Genomic DNA, 17,961 nt, shown 5'->3' on the forward strand with positions numbered 1-17,961 from the left:
CTTGGCAACTACAGCCGATTGCCTGCTTGAGCGGACCGTATTGAAAAAAAAGCCCTTAAAGCAGCTAACACTGCTTTAAGGGCTTTGGCTTGTTTATTTCCCTTCCGGCTGCCGGAAATACGGCTTGACCGTGTCGTAGGCAAGCTTTGGCCTGCGGTACCGGTCTACGATGCCTTTGCTGTTCTGCGTGCCCGCCCGGGCAAGGAGCCAGCCGGTTCCTTCCGTAACGCGGCAATCGCAGAACTGCCAGATGAACATGCCGGAAATGAACGGACGTTTCGTGTACGCATCGAGATTGCGCCCGATAATATCGGCCTGCCTCTCCTCCGAGCCTTTGACCCGATTCAACGGATCGCGCAGTCCGTAATGGCCGTCGCCGCCGAATTCGCTCATGATCATCGGCTTGCCTAAGCCGCCTAGCTCGTCGGCCCATCCGCGCGCCTGATCGCTCAGCTCGCCCGGATCCTCGTCCCCGTACCAGAGCGGATACAGATTGAACGAGACGATATCGGCCAGATCGAAGCAAAGCTCCCTCTCACGGTGATGGCTGGCGAATGTGAGCGGGCGCGAGCCGTCCAGGCCGCGGATTTGCTCCAGCTGCTTTTTGTACATCGCCCGGCCCTCGTGCGTGTCGCTGGCGCACTCATTGAGAATCGCCCAAATGATAATGCTCGGATGATTATAGTGGCTCTCCACCATCTCGCGGTTGCAATCCTCGCATTGCCGCTCGAAATTCGGATTTTTCATCTGCTCCAGACTTAAGCCGCGCGCGTGATTCTCCTCCCACACGAGCAGGCCGCGCTCATCGCATAGATCCAGAAAGCGCTCATCGTTGGGGTAATGGCTCGTCCGTACCGCATTTGCCCCCGCTTCGACCATCAAATCGATATCGTGGACCATCAGCTGATACGGGAACGATGCGCCGACGATCGGATGATCCTCATGGCGGTTAAAGCCCTTCAGAACGACATCCTCCCCGTTCACTTGAATCCGGTTATTCAGCGTCGTCACGGTCCGGAAGCCGACTCGCTCGATTAAATCGTCGACCGGCTCCGCGCTTCCTTCGGCATATAGCGTCATTTCCAACAGGTACAGCTGCGGATTCGTCTGCGACCATGCGTGAACATCCGGGAACGAATGGGTCAAAGCAATAGCTTTCACCTGTCCGCCGCCAATTTGAACAACGTCTGCCGCCAATTGTTCGTCCGCCAGCTGCCCCCGCAGCTGAATGGAACTCGTCTCAGTACCGATGTTACGGACATATACGGTAATATCCGCTTCCCAAACCCCTTTAGCCATCCTCGGCGTAAAAGCGATTCTCTCCATAAACAGCTCGGATACATACTCGACCGATACCGGACGAATAATGCCTCCGTATGTATAATAGTCGTTCGGCACGTGAAGCGCGGAGGCTTCGCTGAAGCTGTTATCAACCTCAACGGCCAGCTCATGCCTGCCGGCGGGAACATGGGCGATAACGGCGCTAAACGGCGTATAAGCATTATAATGGTGCGCGACGTGGTTTCCGTTAAAATAAACGTCTGCGGTATGACTCACGCCTTGAAAGCTTAAACGAAGCGCAGTATCCTTCGCGACCTCAACCGTCCTGCGGTAAGCGGCCTTCCCTTGATAGGTGCCGAACCGGGGATGCATCTCCCAACAGCCCGGAACCGGCATTTTATAACGTGGATGGCCATCGGCGGGCTCCGGAATATTTCCGCCCAGCGGCTGGAATTCCCACTCTCCCTCCAAAGACTCCACCTTACGTACGTTATGGGTATTGAATAATCGCAGCATCCGTCAATCTCCTCCTCTTTCGTCATCGAACAGCGTCCGCTACCCGTATCATACGAGAAACCGGGGATCGCTGTCCATGATGAGATGTCCGCGCCCCGGCTTTCCAGCACGATTCGCTTCGGTTCCCTTAGGTCGATGGCCCCCTGCACGGCATGGTCCCCAAATTGCAAAAAGCGGTATTTCCCTATTTGTCCATATATTTGCGCGGCCTCATATACCGTCATTTCTTGGTACAAGCTAATCTCCTTGGCCAACTGATGCATACGCCCGCCTCCTTTCAACCAAAAACAAATGGAAATTTCAAGCTTGTCTGATCGCATCCGTTCATGTTATTATACTACTTGTGTCCAAGACACAAATGATGAATGTGTGGAGCCGTGGTGTAGAGGCCTAACATGCCTGCCTGTCACGCAGGAGACCGCGGGTTCGAATCCCGTCGGCTCCGCCATATCCATTTTCGATGCATGGGGCAAGTAGCTGCCTCAACTTACATAACCTAGAGAACACCGGGCAGAGCGACAATTCTGCTCTTTTTTGTATTCTTCAAGGAGCGTGAGAATATGACCCGCCGCGGACGTTTTGCACCAACCCCATCCGGACTGCTTCATATCGGCAATGCATTCACCGCCCTCGCGGCCTGGCTGCAAATGCGCCAGGCCGGCGGCGAATTCGTGCTGCGCATAGAAGACATTGACAAGGCCCGCTCCCGCGCCGCCTATGCGGAGCAGCTGCAGGACGACCTGCTCTGGCTGGGTCTCGACTGGGATGAAGGGCCGCGGATCGGCGGCAGGTTCGCGCCATACGAACAGAGCCGGCGCGAGCGGCTGTACGAGGAGGCGCTTGACCGGCTGCAGCAGGCCGGACGGCTGTATCCGTGCTATTGCAGCCGGAGCGAGCTGGCATCCATCGGCAGCGCGCCGCACGGGCTGGCCTCAGAAGGTGCCGCCTATCCCGGCTTCTGCCGCTCCCTCTCGGCCGAGGAGCGCCAAGCTCGGGCGGCGAAGAAGACGCCCGCCCTGCGGTTCATCATGCCGGCGGACGCGCCATTGTTCCGGGATACGCTGACCGGGCAGCAGAGCTGCGCGGGCGAAGCGTCTCCCGGCGACTTTGTCGTCAAGCGTGCCGACGGCATGTTCAGCTACCAGCTCGCCGTTACGGTCGACGATGCCGCTATGGGCATCACAGACGTGCTGCGCGGCGCCGACCTGCTTGATTCAACGCCCAGGCAGCTTGCGCTGTATGAAGCGATTGACCGTACGCCTCCGGACTTCGCCCACGTTCCGCTGCTCGTCGATGCAAGCAGCCGGCGCCTGTCCAAACGCGATCACTCGCTTACGCTTGCCGCTCTGCGCGGCGCAGCAGTGCCGCCCGAGCAACTGCTCGGCAGACTGGCCCATCTGGCCGGCTGGATCGACCGGCCGGAGCCGGTTACCGCCCGGGAGCTCGTCCAGGCTTTCGGACCGGTCCGCCCTGCGAGCGACAGGCTCGTCATTAGCGACCAGCTCCGGCAGGCGCTTACGGCAGGCTAAGCCTTATAAGCGAAGCCGGCTGCCTATCCAGGGTGGGCGGCAGCCGGCTCTCTTTTTCATTCGATTATGGTTTAAGCCAAGAGCCCCTTAAGTATTATGAGTTAAGCTCAGAACTTCAGAATCCCCGGAAGCAAGTTAACGGGAAAAACGCCTGCTAATCTCGACGTAACTCTTCATTTAGCAGAGTTAAAGGGAATTTCTACCTCTAATAGAGAGAATTAACTAGCTAAGGACGGAAATCCACATTATTAACGTCATCTTTTCCCGTAATAGTTCGAAAGAACATAACGGGGATTATTTAAAGGGAGATTTTCCTGCTAATACCGTTTGTTCCACCTAGACTTCCTTAACGCACGCACATACCCAAAATAGAAAAGCGTAAGACTCATCATCCCGCATAACGGAATCCATGGACAGCCGCCGATTATAATCTGCATGAAGCCTATAAGCATGGCAATCAAGCCCGCTTCCATGCAAAAGCCTCCGCTATCCGCCGCCAAGCTGTTGAAATCAACCAAGCATCGTCCGCGCCTTACGCTGTCCCCACGGTTTAAACACCGAAATGGCAAACATCGCCGCCAGAGATATGATTTGCAGAATAATGCCAGCCAGAAGCTGCCCATTGTTCACCGTAAACGATGGATTCAGCCAGACATCCAGTCCTTCCGCCGTTACGATCGTTACAGCCTTCAATGTCCATTCATACATACCAACGATGCCGATACCAATCGAAACGACCGTCAACAGCTCTTTGACGATTATCCAATAGAACTTGAACAATCCCCAGCCCGTCATCACGGAAAGCAAAATTCCCGTTACGACAGTGCCAATCGTCGATGCCCGGACGGATGAATCAGCCAGTACATGCATGGCATTGTAGCAGGCTTTTAGTATATCCTCGCTGTCCGTGTTCGCCGCCGCGATGCTCAGGATCAGAAAGGCGATCGTCACCCCGAACATAATCGACGCGAACAAAATGTGGAGCGTTAGCAGCCATCTTTTTGGCGTCAACCCAAGCCTTTTCACCTAAATCGCCTCCAGTCTCCCTTATTCATTCCTCTATTATCATAGGGGCAAGGTGTAAATATCCTCTAAATGAATTATAAAAAAAGGATAAATAGCTTTTGGATATCCTGCTGTCTATAAACCTTTAAGACCTGATGGTGTCAATAGGAATAAATCGGAAGACGAGATGGAGGATGAATCTTGTTGAGCAACTATGCCCGGGATAACATGCAGCGTTATTCGGGCTGGCTTTTTTTGGCGGTAAATTCACAATAGAGAGCGTTGCTCCTGAAGAGCGGCCGTTCTTGAGAGGTGAAGTTGGCGATCCGGAGTAAAAAAGTCTAACCGAGGCGAGCTAAGAGCGTGTGATATTAATCTCTTTCGAAGCTATAGAATCAAAAAGGACGCCTATCCCAGGCGCCCTTTCCCTCTTACCCCTGAACAGCCGCAGCAGCCGACCGTTTCAAATACAGATAAGCGCAGCCTATCGAGAGCAAAACGACGACCGCCAGTGCCCAATAAATGTTGCTGTAAGCCGAGGTCAGAGGAAGATCCTTCTGCCAGGTTAACGCGCTTGCCGTCATCGCGACTCCGAAAGCCCCGCTGAAAAACTGGAGCAATTGGAACAGCCCCATGCCCGAGCCGATTTGCGATTTATCCAATATCCTCGACATCTCATTCGATATGCTGCTGGTCATGAACGTAAACCCGACGCTGAGCAGCATATAAATAAGCATAATTGCGATATAGGACGTGCCCGACAGCCAGGCGAATAACAGGACGGACGTCAGCAGAAGATAAGGAATATAACGGATAATGGCCGAATTTCCGCTCCGGTCAATGATTTTGCCGACCCTCCGGGAGAGGAATAGGGCCAGCAACGAGCCGGGAAAAATCACGAGTCCGGAGGAAACCGCGCTTAACCCGTACAGGTGAACCAATATTTGCGGCATAAGGAACAGCGTCGCAAAGCTGCACATGTAGGCGACGATCCCGACAGCGCTGAGCAGCAAATAGCGGCGGTTGCGGAACAAGTCCGGCTGTACGAACGGATCCTTGACGGTGCGGATTCGAATAACGAACAACGCAAGCGCGATTAATCCTGCAGCTAAGGCAACCCAAGACTGATTCGTCAGGAACAGAAGCAGCCCCGTCGTGCCGACGCCGGCCAACAAAGCTCCCAGCGCATCGAACGAGCCTTTGGACGGCTTCTCATTCGGGAGCAGCATGCCGAAGACAGGTACCAGCAGAATCGTTACGGCGGTCACAATAAAGAGGTAATGCCAGCCCAGGAATTCGACGATCGCTCCTCCTGCGACCGGGCCCAGTCCGAGTCCGAGTGAAGCGGCCGACATGATTATGGCCATTGCTTTGCCGCGCCTCGCAAGCGGAACGTACCGCGTGATAAGCACAAGGGACAATGCCGGAATCGCTCCCGCTCCCGATGCTTGCAGAAGCCGAACGAGAAGCAAGACAAGGAAGCTGTCGCTGAAGAAACCTGCAATGGCGGCCAGGCTAAGCGATGTCAGTCCGATCATGATCAATCGCCGAATCGGGACAAAATCGGATAACCGGCTGTACGTAATCGAAGATATCGCGAAGACGATGGAGTATCCCGTGACGATCCAAGAGGTTGAGGATGCCGACAAGGCATACTCCCGGGACACATCCGGCAGCGCCAGATTGAACATCATCGTGTTCATTATGACCAGCACCAGCGACAATCCGAGCAGAACGGTGACGAGGCCTTCCCGAATAGACGACTGACCTGCGCTGCCTAATCCCTCCTCCGATGAAATTGACGTTGACATGGTATCTCCCCATTTCTATCTTTGTTGTTTATTGTTTCATTGTCATCGAACAATAGAAATATATCACCCTTTGTGGTAAAATGCAATTGTAGTTTTTCGCGACGCGAAAGGAGAAGCATCCATGAAAATTTTGCATCATCCAGACCGGGAGGACATCCGTCTCTCATCCGTTCTCTACGCCATAAGCGATCCTGTCCGATTATATATCTTATATGAGCTGAACAAATCGGGAGAACGAACATGCGGCGATATCGACCTGCCGATCGTGAAGTCGACCGTCACGCATCATGTCCGCACCTTGAGGGAAGCCGGCGTTATCCACGTGCGCACGCAAGGCACACAGCGTTTTCTCACCATCCGCAAGGAGGATTTGGAAGCGCGGTTCCCGGGTCTCCTGCAGTCCGTTCTCGATTCCTATGAATCGTCCGGGGAGAATCTGCCGAAGGACTGATACCCGCTTTCTCTCCCTCATAATATGAAGCAAGGGGCCACCCCCTAGTCGGTTAGACTTTGGGACAGCCCCTTCAAGTTTTTACTCCTCTCACGAAGGTAACATCATCCATCCGATCCCATCCCAAAGCCGCTTCAACAAGCGTTTCTTCTCCTATCTGTATATCCTTTCGGCTAAAAATGCGGCCGCCGATCCGTTTATAAAATCCGATTGCCGCATTCTTTTCCAATACCCAAACCATGAAAGACTTATAGCGTTTCGTCCTCAAATGGGAAAGTACCGCCCGGACAAGCTCCGATCCGACACCCTGTCCCTGGTATTCCTCTAAAACATAAATCGCATAGAGCTCGCCATCAAAGCGTTCATCATCCGAACGGTTTCTTCCGCCATTCGCGAAGCCTATGATTTCCCCTTTCTCATTCTCGGCTACAAAAACGACTTCGTCCGGATGTGGATGATCGAATTGCCAAATCCAGCTTTTCTCTCGCTTTTCCATATTTAGTTGAGACAAGTAATGATCGGAGATGATTCCCCTATACGTCGAAACCCAACTGTCGATATGTACCCGGGCGATTCCTTGTATATCGCTTTTATGGGCAAGCCGGATCCGCGGCATCATTCCCCCTGCCTCTTCACGGGACAATAAATGGTGACTTCATTCCGGTCATCGTCCGTTTCTCTTCTTGTTCTGTCATCATACCTCTCGAAATAGTAGGCGGCGTCATCATAGGCATAACCGTTCTCAAGCAGCCAGCGTGACGTAAAGTCATAGGCGGATGCCGTCTTGCTGGCCGGACCGCGATAGGATGTCACTGAATACAGCCGCGGCAGCAAATGAATATGAACCATGCCGTGCGGGACATTGGCCAGAGGATTCACCTCATAGCAGCAATAGAAATCGACGGGTCCCGGGTTCCCTTTGTAATTTGGCGGCGTAATTCCGTAAGTCACGTTCGCGTTCTTCAGGTGCCGAATCTCGTGCCGCCTGCTGACTAACTCGTCAAATGCGCCAGTGACGCTTTTACCCAGCTCAATCATGTGCCCGCTTGTTCTTACGCCGACATAGGCGGTGATGCTTTCCGTTTGAATAATCTCAACCTTCATCCCGTTCACTCCCGACTGAATATTAGATTGCGGTACAGTATCCCTATGCTATGTATTCGCGATTCTCCCGGGTTCCCTTCTTTGCTTTTCAAAATATTTGGCCGATCGCAGCAAAAAAAGCCGGAATTCAAACGTCAGGCTTGTGCCTGAAGCGTGAATCCCGGCTTTTTTCCTATTGATGAAGAAAGAATTACATAATCGGTGTGCCCTTCTTCAACGACTTCATGTCGTTCGTCGTATTAACGAGAGCAGGAAGCATCTTCTCGCCGCTGACCATCGGAGCATTGCATACCAGGCAGGTCGGAACGTGATCAAATGCAAAATTATCCCTCATCCAGCTGTTGCAGCCCTCCGTCTCGCATGTCCAAACCTTCGTGTTCTCTTCCGGAATTTCTTCTAGCGGTTTTTTTCGATTGTACATGGTCAGCCTCCTTCGCTTGAAAAAGGAAAAACTGCCTCAAACTTGTCGGTAAGGGGCAGTCATCATTTATGGTCAGCAGTAATATGTGACGTGTTGCTTCAGTTTTGCATTGACTATAGAATACCATATTTCATCCTAAAAAAGCAAATTTTCGGACCGCGAATTAATCCGTTTCGACCTCTTCGCAATAGTAAGCGAATAACTGCTCAACCGGTTTAAAAAACAGATGCCCGTCCTCCCACGGCTGAAAATGAAGATCCATGCGGGATTCGCTCCAATCGGCCGGCGTGCCGGACGTATGTAATTTACCTGAAATTACCGGTTTCTCGACGGTGTCCGGAAATTCCTGATAACCGAACAGCAAATTCTCGTGCATCGCAATGATCTCGTATTTCGGTCCATGGAACGCCTGCTCCTCCTGAAGCTGATAATGGTAATAGATGTAGCTGGCCGCCATCTCCGGCTTCAAGTGCGCAACCCGCCCTACCCGCCGTTCAACCGCGTCCTTGCGCAACCAGTGCTCATAACTTGCCGGCTCATTAAAATGAAACACATCGGTCATCGGAATCCATTTCCGCTTAGCCGGCTGCCCCGGCCAATCCTCCAAATACGGCTCCATCTCCGGCAGCAGCTCTTCCGGCGCGAGCGGACGATGAACGCACTCGCAGTATATGAACACATTGCGCTGCCACTTGAAGCAGCCGGCCGTCATCAGCTCTCCTTGCCGGATTAGCTGCAGCACAGTCTGCCCCCTCTTGGCGGCTTCCGCCCCATCCGCCTCTATGCCCTCTCTCAGCTGACCTCTCGCGATAACTCTAAACATAACGCTCACGCTCCGCCCGATTGCTCGTTTTGCATTCCTATACCGCTTTATATGATCATAGCGGCTCATAAGATAATCTTACCATGATTCGAGCCATACGGGCGTGCTCATCATCCTGCAACATTCCAGATCGTGTAGGACGCGTTAGACCGACCTCTTTTTCACAAATTCATCATGGGGACGCCTGTTTTCTTAAATGTTGGACAAGCTAGATAACGAAGCTGCACATTAATTCGTTGATGAGGAGGCAGAGAGCATTGGAGAGCACCCGGGAGTTTGTCGATAAGGTCCACGACACGCAGCGCAAAGCGGAACGAAACAAAAGACGGAGAGGCGAAGGATTGCCCGCAAATCAGCTGCAGAATAAACAGCACAGCACCAATAAGTAGGCCTTGGCGGTACAGGTAGCCCCCGGGAGCACGAAGCTTCCGGGGATTATTTTATAGCACCGCTTATGTGGAATACAGATGCGGGTAATATTCAATTTTGGAATCGGCAACGATCGTCAGGATAACTTGCTCCTTATCGTACTCGACCGGTCCGTTCTTGACATAATACCAGGTTTTAAGCGTCGGCCTTGGATAGATCCGAGCCAGCCGAGATCAGCCGAATGCGCTCAGCAGCGGGAAGCAGATTATAGGATTTCTGCAACGTCCGCCACCCATTTTAACAACTTTAGATCCTGTCCCCTGGCGGCAATAAACGACAGCCCTATCGGGCAGCCGTACTCCCCCGTTACCGGAACGGTGATTTGCGGAAGTCCCGCCAGTCCGGCGACGCAGCTCATTTCCAGGGTCTGCGCGCGGCGGAGCTCCACATCCTCCCCCGACAAGTCCAGCAGCGGCGCAATGCCCGGCACCGTCGGCACGACGAGCACGGTATCGTAGTCCAGCAGCGTTTCCATTCTAGCCCTTACGTCGTCCCGCTTCGCGAACGCCTCCTCCATCTCCTCCCGCTTCAGCGTGCCCGCCCAGGCGAACCGCTCCGCGATGCCCGGTCCGAAGGCAGGCTTCTCCCGCGTTATCCAGTCCCCGTGTTCTCTCCAGATCTCAAGCCCCTGCGTCAGCCGAAAAGCGTTCATCCACGCCCGCAGCCCTTCCGGAGCGAGCACAACCTCTTCGTCTTGCTCGAATAATTGCCGCAGCGCGGGAAGATACGCCTCTAAAGCCGCCTTCGAATAATCGTCCAGCGAAGCCCACATATCCAACCCGATCACCATCCTGGAAAATGGAGCCTTGCCGGATGCCCCATCGCCCATCAATACCCGGCCAACCTCAAGCAGCGTCTGCGCGTCCCTTGCCATCCAGCCGACCGTATCGTAGCTTGGCGCCAGCGGAATAAGTCCCGCCGGATCGACAGCCCGATGGGTCGGGCGTATGCCGTAAATGCCGCAATAAGCCGACGGCACACGAACCGAACCTCCCGTATCGGTCCCGATTGCGAAGTCCGCGAGTCCCGCCGATACGGCGACCGCAGAGCCGCTCGATGAACCGCCGGGGATCCTTCCCGGCGCCTTCGGATTCACCGGCGTTCCATAATGCGCATTCTCCCCGTTAATGCTGTACATCAGCTCATCCGTAATTGTTGCCCCTTCCAGCCGCGCCCCGCTGCGGAGCAGACGTTCAATAACGGCCGCATGCCGCAGGGACGGCTCATGCGTGCGGAGCCAATCCGGGTTTCCCGCTCCCGATGTATGACCGGCAATCGCGAACACGTCTTTTACCGCAAACGTCTTGCCGCTCAGCCTGCCGCTGCCTGTCGGTTCTACTGTCAGCTGCTCCTCTATATAAGCATGCCAATTATTTTCCATGCCGGTCCGTTCCTCCTCGGTCTTCTCCATCTTCTCCGTCTTCCCTGCCTCCGTGCCATCCGGCTACAAGCCAATCGCCTTGCCGTCACAGCGCGGGTCCGAGCCGCCCTGCAGAAAGCCCCTCTCATCCCTCAATATGGCGTGGGCATGCCCCATAACGCCGTCGAAATCCTTCACCTTCCGGACCAGATGGCCCGCCTTCGCCAACGAGGTCGCCACCTCATCCGGCACGCGTCCCTCCAGCTTCAGCTCCTGCGTCGGCTCGCCCCAGGTCCGCCCCCATACCCATCTCGGTTCATTAATCGCCTGCTGCGGGTCCATGCCATAGTCGACCATCCGGGTGAAAATCGCCGTTTGCGTCTGCGGCTGTCCCTCGCCTCCCTGCGTGCCGTACAGCACGGCCGGCTTGCCTTCCCGGCAAGCCATAGCCGGCATAAGCGTATGGAAGGTCCGCTTCGCCGGCTGCAGGCAGTTGACATGCTTCGGATCAAGCGAGAAGAAGGAGCCGCGGTTCTGCAGCAGCACCCCGGTGCCGCCGGCGACAACGCCGGAGCCGAATTCAAAATATAAGCTTTGAATAAAGGACACCGAATTGCCTTCCTCATCGACAACGGCTGCATACGCCGTATCGCTGCCAAGCGGCTCCGATTCCATTGAAGACGCCCGGTTAAGCTCGATGGAAGCCGCAAGCTTAGCGGCGTACCTTTTATCCAGCAGCCGCTTCAGCGGCACGCTCGAAAATGCCGGATCCGTCAGGTACCGGTTGCGGTCGCGGAAGCTCAGCTTCAGCGCTTCTACGCATAATTGGTAATAATCATGCGAGCCATGCGCCACATTTTTCAAATGAAACGGCTCTAAGATGTGAAGCGCCATAATTCCGGCAAAGCCTTGCGAATTCGGCGGCATTTGATAAAGCGTGTAACCTCTATAGGAGCCTTCGGCCGGCTCGACCCAATCGCCGCGGTGATCGGCAAAATCATCCGCCGTCAGCAGCCCGTCGCGCAACCCAAGAAAATCGGTTATTTCCTTAGCCGTCTCCCCCTTATAAAACTCGTCGCGCCCGTATTGAGCCAGCCGCCGCAGCGTCTGCGCAAGCGCCTGCTGCTTGAACCGCTCTCCCGTCTTCACCGCATGTCCGCCGGGCAAATAAATATCCGCCGTTTCCAGCGTACGGGCCAGCACGGCTTCATTATGCACTGTATTGGCGTAATGATCCTTCGACATGGGGAAGCCGTTCTCCGCGTAACCGATCGCCGGCTCCAGCACCCGTCCCCACGGCAGCCTGCCGTATTCCCGGTGAACCGCGTCCCAGCCGTCAACCATGCCGGGCACCGTCACGATACTGCCTACTCCCCGATTCGGAATGGCCGTCAATCCGGCATACGCGCCGATATTAGCTTTATAGCCGGAGCGGCCGCTGGCGTTATAACCGCGAACCTTGCCCTCGGCATGATGGTAGCTGAGCCAGAAGGAGTCGCCGCCCAGACTCGTCATATGCGGATAAACGACGGCCAGGCATGCGCTGACCGCTACCGCCGCGTCAAAGGCGTTGCCGCCCTGCTCCAATATGCGGGCCCCGGCCTCCGTGGCTAAATCATGCGGACTGACAACCATCGCCTTCGAGCCGATTACGGACTGATTCATCGCTATCACTCCATTTTTCAAGTGTTTATGATAGATTTCCTCACATTAAGTATAGATTCAAAATAACATCATCCCAACGGATAGGCAACAAAAAAGTAATCATATCTCTTATTTTGTATTGAAAACGTATGGTATTGTATATATATTTATTCATATGGTAATTAAAACTTGTTATTCCAAGACACCTTGAAATATACCCTTAGGATTGGAGTTGATTCGAACATGCAGCAAAAAACGCAAGATGAGACCGCCGCAGCCATCCATGTTGACGAGATTGACCGTAAAATCATCGCCGAGCTTAATTTAAATGGCAGAATATCTTACACGGACTTGGCAAAAGAAATCGGATTATCCCGCGTCGCCGTGCAATCCCGGATTAATGCCTTAATGGATGCGGGCGTGATCGAGCGGTTCACCGCCGTCATTAACCCGGAGAAGATCGGCATTCATGTTTCCGCCTTTTTTAACGTCGAGGTGGAGCCTAAGCATCTCCATGCCGTTGCCGACCGGCTGTCGACGGAGCCCTTCGTCACCAGTCTCTATCATATGACCGGACCAAGCAAGCTGCATATGCACGGCCTGTTCCGCAACAACCAGGAGATGGAGCATTTTATGAAGGAAAAGCTGTACACGCTGCCCGGCATTATGGGCGTCGACTGTCAGGTGCTTATTAACCGCTATAAGAGCCGAATGGGAATGAGGCTGTAGCCTATGAAGGACAACCGCGCACGGAATATTTACATGCAGCTGTCATGGGCAATGATGAAGACCGGCGTTATCGGTTACGGAGGAGGACCTTCCGTGATCCCGCTTATCCGTTACGAGGCGGTGACCCAGTACAAATGGATGGAGGATGACGAATTCGGGGAGATACTGGCGTTAGCCAATGCGCTGCCCGGGCCGATCGCCACGAAGATGGCCGCTTATATCGGCTATCGCGAGAAAGGCGCATCCGGAGCGGTCGTATCGGTTCTTGCGCATATTCTCCCTTCCGGCCTGGCCATGATTCTGCTGCTGTCATTCGTCCAGTATTTGAGCAGCGCCGCCTTCATCCAAGGGATGATCGGCGCCGTGACGCCCGTCATTGCGGTAATGCTCGGCATGATGGCCTACGAATTCGGCGAGCGGGCGGTTAAGGGGCTCGGCATCTACGTCGGCATCGGCTTCTTCGCCTTGGCTTTCGGCTTGCTGCAGGGCATTTCGATTCATCCGGCAATCGTGATTCTTTTATTTCTCGGGTATGGCGCGTTTCATTTGCGGACGGTCGCCGCTCTGCAGCTGAGAAAGCAACGGAAACAACAGCGGCAGGTGCAGCAGAAGGAGGGCGTGACGCGTGGAATGGACTGATTGGCTCCACCTGATCATCGGCTTTTTTATCGCGAATGCGCTGGGGTACGGCGGAGGTCCCGCTTCTATCCCGCTCATGTACCGTGAAATCGTGACGAACCGCGAATGGACGACACCCGCCGACTTCTCGAACATCCTGGCGCTGGGCAACGCGCTTCCCGGCCCGATCGCGACGAAGATCGCCGCCTTTGTCGGCTACGATGTCGGCGGCTGGGCCGGCTCCCTGCTTGCCCTGGCGGCAACGATCGTGCCGTCGGCCATTGCGCTGATCCTGCTGCTTAAGGTGCTGCAGCGTCATCGCAAGTCCCCGGTCGTTAAAGGGATGACGCTGCTCGTTCAGCCCGTGATCGCCGTCATGATGCTGCTTCTAACCTGGCAGATGGCCGAAAGCTCGATTGCCTCGATCGGCATTCTGCAGTCGCTTATCATCGCGGCCGTCGCCTTCTGGGCGATGCAGTTCCGCAAGATGCACCCGGCCCTCGTCATTGTCGCCGCCTTTGCTTACGGCGGCCTTGTGATTCCTCATTTGAATATGTAGTTAAGATCGTCATCCTCTCTTATATGGAGAAGGAGCAGCTGCCGCGGCTGCTCCTTTTTCGCGTTTCGGTTCCCCTCTCCTTGGACAACCTTGTTGGCGTAGGTGTCCTTCCATCCAATTGACGCATTCGCCTATTTTTTCAATCGATTGTTGACATTCTGAGTTCTTTGGTTATATAGTTAGTTACATGAGTAGTTAACCAGATTGGTGGTGATCGATGAAATGGCTTTTTTGATGGATGACAGCCGGCCGATCTTTATCCAGATTGCGGAACGAATCGAAGACGACATTATTGAAGGGTTGTTACCCGAGGAATCGCAGGTTCTTTCGACGAACCAGTTCGCCGCTTTCTACAAGATAAATCCGGCTACTGCGGCAAAGGGCGTGAATATGCTTGTGGACGAAGGGATTTTGTATAAGAAGCGGGGGATTGGCATGTTTGTGGCAGAGGGGGCTCGCGCGAAGGTGATGGAGAAGCGGAAGGAACAATTTTTCGAAGAGTATGTGGTATCGATGGTCCGGGAAGCGAAAAAACTAGGCATTTCGGTAGAACAATTAACGGAAATGATCCGGAGAGGGGATAATGAATAATGGGGAAAATCGTGGAGTTGAACAGGTTGACCAAGTCTTATGGAGCCGTAAAAGCAGTCGATAACGTCAGTTTCTCCATTGACGAGAATAAAATTTACGGTTTGCTGGGCAGAAACGGTGCCGGAAAAACAACGATCATGCACATGATCACCGCGCAATTATTCGCTACCGGCGGGGAGCTGAAGGTATTCGGGGACACGCCTTACGAGAATAACCGCGTGCTCAACCAGATTTGCTTTATTAAGGAAAGCCAGAAATATCCCGACGTTTACCGCATTATCGACGTGCTGAATACTTCCGCCTCTTTCTTCCCTAACTGGGATCACGAATATGCGCTCTCGCTTGCCGGGGATTTCCGGCTTCCGTTGAAACGGAGAATGAAGAAGCTTTCCAGGGGGATGCTCTCCTCCGTCGGCATTATTATCGGACTTGCGAGCCGGGCGCCGCTTACGATATTCGACGAGCCTTATCTGGGCCTGGATGCGGTAGCCCGCAGCTTGTTCTACGATCGGCTGATCGAGGATTATTCGCAGCACCCGCGGACGGTTATTTTATCCACGCATCTCATTGATGAGGTAAGCAGCATTCTGGAGCACGTGCTCATCATTGACAGCGGAACCCTGCTCATAGATGAAGAGGCAGAGGCGCTGCGCGGCCGGGCGTTTACTCTGGCGGGTCCTAAAGCATCGGTTGAATCCTTCACGGCAGGCAAAGAGGTTATCCATCGCGAGCCGTTCGGCAGCTTCGTAACCGCAACCGTCATGGGAAATTGGAATGCGGCGGAACGCAAACAAGCAGAAGCGCTGGGTCTGGAACTGGCTCCCGTATCTCTGCAGCAGTTAGTTATTTATTTGACGAATGGCAAAGCGCAAAGAAAGGCGGTTGAGGTCTAATGAACCGAGTCTCAAGTGTTGTAAAGATGCACAGCCGGGATAAATGGTCATGGTTTATCGTCCCTTGGCTGGTTATGCTCTCCAGCTTCGTAATCAATTTTATTATCAGTTATTTCGTGGATGAACCTCTCATTACCGGCGGTCTTTCTTCCATCTTCATTTATATGTTTGTAGCCGGAATCATTACGCTGGCTCAGACGTTCCCGTTCGCGCTTGGCATGAGCGTAAGCCGGACGGATTACTTTCTGGGAACCTCTTCTATGGTCTTGTTGACCAGCGCCGGATCCTCTCTTCTGCTTCTGCTTATCGGTCTTACGGAAGGATGGACGAATGATTGGGGAAGCGGTCTGGTTTTCTTCCAATTGCCGTATCTTAGCGAAGGCCCGCTCGTTAATCAATTCACGGTGTATCTTATCATCTTCTTGTTTATGCATTATTCGGGTATATTGATTGGCGTCGTGCACAAGCGCACGGGAAAAAACGGCATGTTTCTCATTTCCGGCATTTTGCTGGCGGCGTTCACCCTATTGGGGTTCCTGGCCGACTATCTGAATTGGTATCCTGCGATCTTTGATTGGATCGTTAAACAATCCGCTATGGATTATGCCCTGTGGATGCTCCCTTTCATCGTCATATTCGCGGCGGCGTCTTACCTGCTGCTGCGCAGAGCGACCATATAATCCGCTTACATGTCGCGGCAGCCTTAAATGACACGGGCTGCCGCTACATCTAGGTTATTCCGCGAAAATACCCGCCCACGCCTTCCTCAGCAGCAGGACAGCGGTTTCCATTTCGGCCTCTCCAATCCCTCCAAATCCCAGATAGATTCTCGTATCCCCATTGTCATTCGGGCTCATCCACATTTGCTTCAAATCATACACCCGAACGCCTTCCGCCTCGGCTAACGCCAGCAATTGTTCAGCGCTCATTTTCGTTTTTACAATCACCTGAATATGCAATCCGGCGCTATGTCCCGTTATCTCGATACGGCCTTGAAAATGGACGTGAAGCAGCTCTATAAGCCGATGATGTTTTTTGCGGTACGTGTTGCGCATTCTCCGGATATGACGGTACCAGTGCCCTTGCCCGATAAAAGCTTGCATCGCCCACTGCTCGATTCGCGAAGGGCTTAGCAGCAAATGCCGCATCGTCCCAAGCTTCGCCAGCAGCTCCCGGGGCAGCACCATATAATTCATTCGCAGAGCGGGAGTGAAGGCTTTCGAGAACGTGCCGATATAGATGACTCTCCCTTGCTCGTCCAGACTTTGCAGGGAAGGAATCGGTTTGCCGAAATACCGGAATTCCCCATCGTAGTCATCCTCGATGATAAAGCTCCTTCTCTCATTCGCCCATTCAAGCAAACACTCGCGCTCGGCATAGGACATAACGCTGCCGGTAGGAAATTGATGAGAAGGCGTGACATAGACGACCCCCGCTTCGCTCGCGGACAAGTCTTCGAGAGAAAAACCGCGGTCACGAACGGGAATCGGAATCACATGGAACCCGTCCAGCGCAAAATACTCCCGCACCGGCGCGAAGCCGGGCTCTTCCATCGCCACATGGCCGCTGCCTGCAAGAAGCTTGGTAAGAAGCCCTATACTGTACGATATGCCTGAACCGATTATGACTTGCTCAGGGGAGCATACGACGCCTCTCGCGTTTCTTAAATAATCGGACAGCATCGTGCGGAGCTCTATTTCCCCCTGCGGGTCACCGTACCGGCACATACGGTCCTGCGCCGAATCCAGCGCCTCGTTAATCATCTTCTTCCAGAGGCGAATCGGAAAGGCATCCTTATCCACGGCAGTCGTTTGAAAGTCAAAGCGGTATTTCGGCGATGCGTGGGTCCGGGAGGGCCGCTGCAGCCCGTCAAGCGGCCCTGCGTGATGGTAAATCCGGTTAGATAGCTTGCCGACATTCGGATTTACCGCAAAGAAACCCGAACGCGGCTTGCTGGTTACATATCCTTCGGCGGTAAGCATTTGATAAGCCGTTTCGATCGGCGTTTTGCTTATGTTCAAATGCTGCTGCAGCGATCTGACGGAAGGCAGGCGCGTATCGCCGGCAATGACCCCGTTGCGGATATGCTGACGGATCTGCCTATATAGCTGCAAATACAGCGGATGATCGGTTGGATCGGATAATAGCAGATCGAACATCAATATCACTCGCCTGTCTTTAATTTTATTAACAAACT

At 53.8% G+C, this 17,961-nt stretch carries 19 protein-coding genes and 1 tRNA gene; 10 read left to right on the top strand and 10 right to left on the bottom strand.

Translation table 11 applies throughout. From position 1 onward, the window contains the following. Positions 1 to 93: 93 nt before the first annotated feature. A complete protein-coding gene (locus H581_RS0101100; protein ID WP_028608393.1) occupies positions 94 to 1,797 on the bottom strand; it encodes a glycoside hydrolase family 2 protein in 1,704 nt (567 codons plus the stop codon). A 371-nt stretch (positions 1,798 to 2,168) separates the two neighbouring features. On the opposite strand from H581_RS0101100, the gene H581_RS0101105 reads away from it, so the two are divergent. Both H581_RS0101105 and gluQRS read left to right on the top strand, forming a co-directional pair. After that, a tRNA-Asp gene (locus tag H581_RS0101105) sits at positions 2,169 to 2,245 on the top strand. 112 nt (positions 2,246 to 2,357) lie between these two features. Then, positions 2,358 to 3,326 (top strand): tRNA glutamyl-Q(34) synthetase GluQRS, encoded by a 969-nt coding sequence (gluQRS, locus tag H581_RS0101110; RefSeq protein WP_028608394.1) that lies wholly within the window; start codon positions 2,358 to 2,360, stop codon positions 3,324 to 3,326. A 510-nt stretch (positions 3,327 to 3,836) separates the two neighbouring features. Here the strand turns inward: gluQRS and H581_RS0101120 are convergent. Together H581_RS0101120 and H581_RS0101125 are read right to left on the bottom strand one after the other, a co-directional pair. Next, the gene (locus tag H581_RS0101120; protein ID WP_028608395.1) at positions 3,837 to 4,352 is read right to left on the bottom strand and encodes a hypothetical protein; all 516 of its coding nucleotides are present in this window, start codon (positions 4,350 to 4,352) and stop codon (positions 3,837 to 3,839) included. A gap of 410 nt (positions 4,353 to 4,762) precedes the next feature. Further along, positions 4,763 to 6,142, bottom strand: coding sequence for an MFS transporter (locus H581_RS0101125; RefSeq protein ID WP_051250369.1), 1,380 nt, complete (start codon positions 6,140 to 6,142; stop codon positions 4,763 to 4,765). Positions 6,143 to 6,263: 121 nt separating this feature from the next. Between H581_RS0101125 and H581_RS0101130 the strand changes: the two genes are divergently transcribed. Next, positions 6,264 to 6,593, top strand: a complete 330-nt coding sequence (locus H581_RS0101130) for an ArsR/SmtB family transcription factor (protein ID WP_028608397.1) — start codon at positions 6,264 to 6,266, stop codon at positions 6,591 to 6,593. A gap of 73 nt (positions 6,594 to 6,666) precedes the next feature. Here the strand turns inward: H581_RS0101130 and H581_RS0101135 are convergent, their stop codons facing one another. From H581_RS0101135 to H581_RS0101150, 4 genes are all read right to left on the bottom strand, one after another. Then, entirely contained in the window at positions 6,667 to 7,212 is a 546-nt protein-coding gene (locus H581_RS0101135; RefSeq protein ID WP_245599850.1) for a GNAT family N-acetyltransferase, read from the bottom strand. Next, on the bottom strand, positions 7,209 to 7,697 hold the full coding sequence (locus tag H581_RS0101140; RefSeq protein WP_028608399.1) for a GyrI-like domain-containing protein: 489 nt from the start codon (positions 7,695 to 7,697) through the stop codon (positions 7,209 to 7,211). Before H581_RS0101140 ends, H581_RS0101135 begins: the two co-directional genes overlap by 4 nt. 190 nt (positions 7,698 to 7,887) lie before the next feature. Continuing rightward, positions 7,888 to 8,118, bottom strand: coding sequence for a cold-shock protein (locus tag H581_RS0101145; RefSeq protein ID WP_028608400.1), 231 nt, complete (start codon positions 8,116 to 8,118; stop codon positions 7,888 to 7,890). A 163-nt stretch (positions 8,119 to 8,281) separates the two neighbouring features. Continuing rightward, positions 8,282 to 8,941 carry a hypothetical protein gene (locus H581_RS0101150; protein WP_028608401.1) on the bottom strand — a complete coding sequence of 220 codons (660 nt, stop codon included), beginning with the start codon at positions 8,939 to 8,941 and terminating at the stop codon, positions 8,282 to 8,284. Between the two features lie 257 nt (positions 8,942 to 9,198). Here H581_RS0101150 and H581_RS36845 point away from each other — a divergent pair, with 257 nt between their 5' ends. Continuing rightward, positions 9,199 to 9,330 carry a DUF4023 domain-containing protein gene (locus H581_RS36845; protein ID WP_084134401.1) on the top strand — a complete coding sequence of 44 codons (132 nt, stop codon included), beginning with the start codon at positions 9,199 to 9,201 and terminating at the stop codon, positions 9,328 to 9,330. Between the two features lie 245 nt (positions 9,331 to 9,575). Here H581_RS36845 and H581_RS0101160 read toward each other — a convergent pair whose 3' ends face one another. Both H581_RS0101160 and ggt read right to left on the bottom strand, forming a co-directional pair. Next, positions 9,576 to 10,751, bottom strand: coding sequence for an amidase (locus tag H581_RS0101160; protein WP_028608402.1), 1,176 nt, complete (start codon positions 10,749 to 10,751; stop codon positions 9,576 to 9,578). A 63-nt stretch (positions 10,752 to 10,814) separates the two neighbouring features. Beyond that, positions 10,815 to 12,395 carry a gamma-glutamyltransferase gene (ggt, locus tag H581_RS0101165; protein WP_028608403.1) on the bottom strand — a complete coding sequence of 527 codons (1,581 nt, stop codon included), beginning with the start codon at positions 12,393 to 12,395 and terminating at the stop codon, positions 10,815 to 10,817. Between the two features lie 222 nt (positions 12,396 to 12,617). Between ggt and chrS the strand changes: the two genes are divergently transcribed. From chrS to H581_RS0101195, 6 genes are all read left to right on the top strand, one after another. After that, a complete protein-coding gene (gene chrS, locus H581_RS0101170) occupies positions 12,618 to 13,103 on the top strand; it encodes a chromate efflux transcriptional regulator ChrS (protein ID WP_028608404.1) in 486 nt (161 codons plus the stop codon). A 3-nt stretch (positions 13,104 to 13,106) separates the two neighbouring features. Next, the gene (gene chrB / locus H581_RS0101175; protein ID WP_281169502.1) at positions 13,107 to 13,742 is read left to right on the top strand and encodes a chromate efflux transporter ChrB; all 636 of its coding nucleotides are present in this window, start codon (positions 13,107 to 13,109) and stop codon (positions 13,740 to 13,742) included. Beyond that, positions 13,729 to 14,280: a chromate efflux transporter ChrA gene (gene chrA, locus H581_RS0101180; RefSeq protein ID WP_028608406.1), complete on the top strand. Its 552-nt coding sequence runs from the start codon at positions 13,729 to 13,731 to the stop codon at positions 14,278 to 14,280. The genes chrB and chrA overlap by 14 nt, the downstream gene beginning before the upstream one ends. A gap of 222 nt (positions 14,281 to 14,502) precedes the next feature. Further along, entirely contained in the window at positions 14,503 to 14,871 is a 369-nt protein-coding gene (locus H581_RS0101185; RefSeq protein ID WP_028608407.1) for a GntR family transcriptional regulator, read from the top strand. Continuing rightward, positions 14,871 to 15,764 (top strand): ABC transporter ATP-binding protein, encoded by an 894-nt coding sequence (locus H581_RS0101190; protein ID WP_028608408.1) that lies wholly within the window; start codon positions 14,871 to 14,873, stop codon positions 15,762 to 15,764. Before H581_RS0101185 ends, H581_RS0101190 begins: the two co-directional genes overlap by 1 nt. Next, entirely contained in the window at positions 15,764 to 16,444 is a 681-nt protein-coding gene (locus H581_RS0101195) for a hypothetical protein (protein WP_028608409.1), read from the top strand. The genes H581_RS0101190 and H581_RS0101195 overlap by 1 nt, the downstream gene beginning before the upstream one ends. 54 nt (positions 16,445 to 16,498) lie before the next feature. On the opposite strand, the gene pdxR is transcribed toward H581_RS0101195, so the two are convergent. After that, positions 16,499 to 17,923, bottom strand: coding sequence for a MocR-like pyridoxine biosynthesis transcription factor PdxR (pdxR, locus tag H581_RS0101200; protein ID WP_028608410.1), 1,425 nt, complete (start codon positions 17,921 to 17,923; stop codon positions 16,499 to 16,501). Positions 17,924 to 17,961 lie beyond the last annotated feature (38 nt).

Source organism: Paenibacillus harenae DSM 16969, from assembly GCF_000422465.1.
Lineage (GTDB): Bacteria > Bacillota > Bacilli > Paenibacillales > Paenibacillaceae > Pristimantibacillus > Pristimantibacillus harenae.

Bases quoted from the DNA above. Each gene is read 5' to 3' on its own strand.
- H581_RS0101100 (WP_028608393.1), bottom strand. From the start codon at position 1,797: ATGCTGCGATTATTCAATACCCATAACGTACGTAAGGTGGAGTCTTTG.
- gluQRS (WP_028608394.1), top strand. From the start codon at position 2,358: ATGACCCGCCGCGGACGTTTTGCACCAACCCCATCCGGACTGCTTCAT.
- H581_RS0101125 (WP_051250369.1), bottom strand. From the start codon at position 6,142: ATGTCAACGTCAATTTCATCGGAGGAGGGATTAGGCAGCGCAGGTCAG.
- H581_RS0101130 (WP_028608397.1), top strand. From the start codon at position 6,264: ATGAAAATTTTGCATCATCCAGACCGGGAGGACATCCGTCTCTCATCC.
- H581_RS0101135 (WP_245599850.1), bottom strand. From the start codon at position 7,212: ATGATGCCGCGGATCCGGCTTGCCCATAAAAGCGATATACAAGGAATC.
- H581_RS0101140 (WP_028608399.1), bottom strand. From the start codon at position 7,697: ATGAAGGTTGAGATTATTCAAACGGAAAGCATCACCGCCTATGTCGGC.
- H581_RS0101145 (WP_028608400.1), bottom strand. From the start codon at position 8,118: ATGTACAATCGAAAAAAACCGCTAGAAGAAATTCCGGAAGAGAACACG.
- H581_RS0101150 (WP_028608401.1), bottom strand. From the start codon at position 8,941: ATGTTTAGAGTTATCGCGAGAGGTCAGCTGAGAGAGGGCATAGAGGCG.
- H581_RS0101160 (WP_028608402.1), bottom strand. From the start codon at position 10,751: ATGGAAAATAATTGGCATGCTTATATAGAGGAGCAGCTGACAGTAGAA.
- ggt (WP_028608403.1), bottom strand. From the start codon at position 12,395: ATGAATCAGTCCGTAATCGGCTCGAAGGCGATGGTTGTCAGTCCGCAT.
- chrS (WP_028608404.1), top strand. From the start codon at position 12,618: ATGCAGCAAAAAACGCAAGATGAGACCGCCGCAGCCATCCATGTTGAC.
- chrB (WP_281169502.1), top strand. From the start codon at position 13,107: ATGAAGGACAACCGCGCACGGAATATTTACATGCAGCTGTCATGGGCA.
- H581_RS0101185 (WP_028608407.1), top strand. From the start codon at position 14,503: ATGGCTTTTTTGATGGATGACAGCCGGCCGATCTTTATCCAGATTGCG.
- H581_RS0101190 (WP_028608408.1), top strand. From the start codon at position 14,871: ATGGGGAAAATCGTGGAGTTGAACAGGTTGACCAAGTCTTATGGAGCC.
- H581_RS0101195 (WP_028608409.1), top strand. From the start codon at position 15,764: ATGAACCGAGTCTCAAGTGTTGTAAAGATGCACAGCCGGGATAAATGG.
- pdxR (WP_028608410.1), bottom strand. From the start codon at position 17,923: ATGTTCGATCTGCTATTATCCGATCCAACCGATCATCCGCTGTATTTG.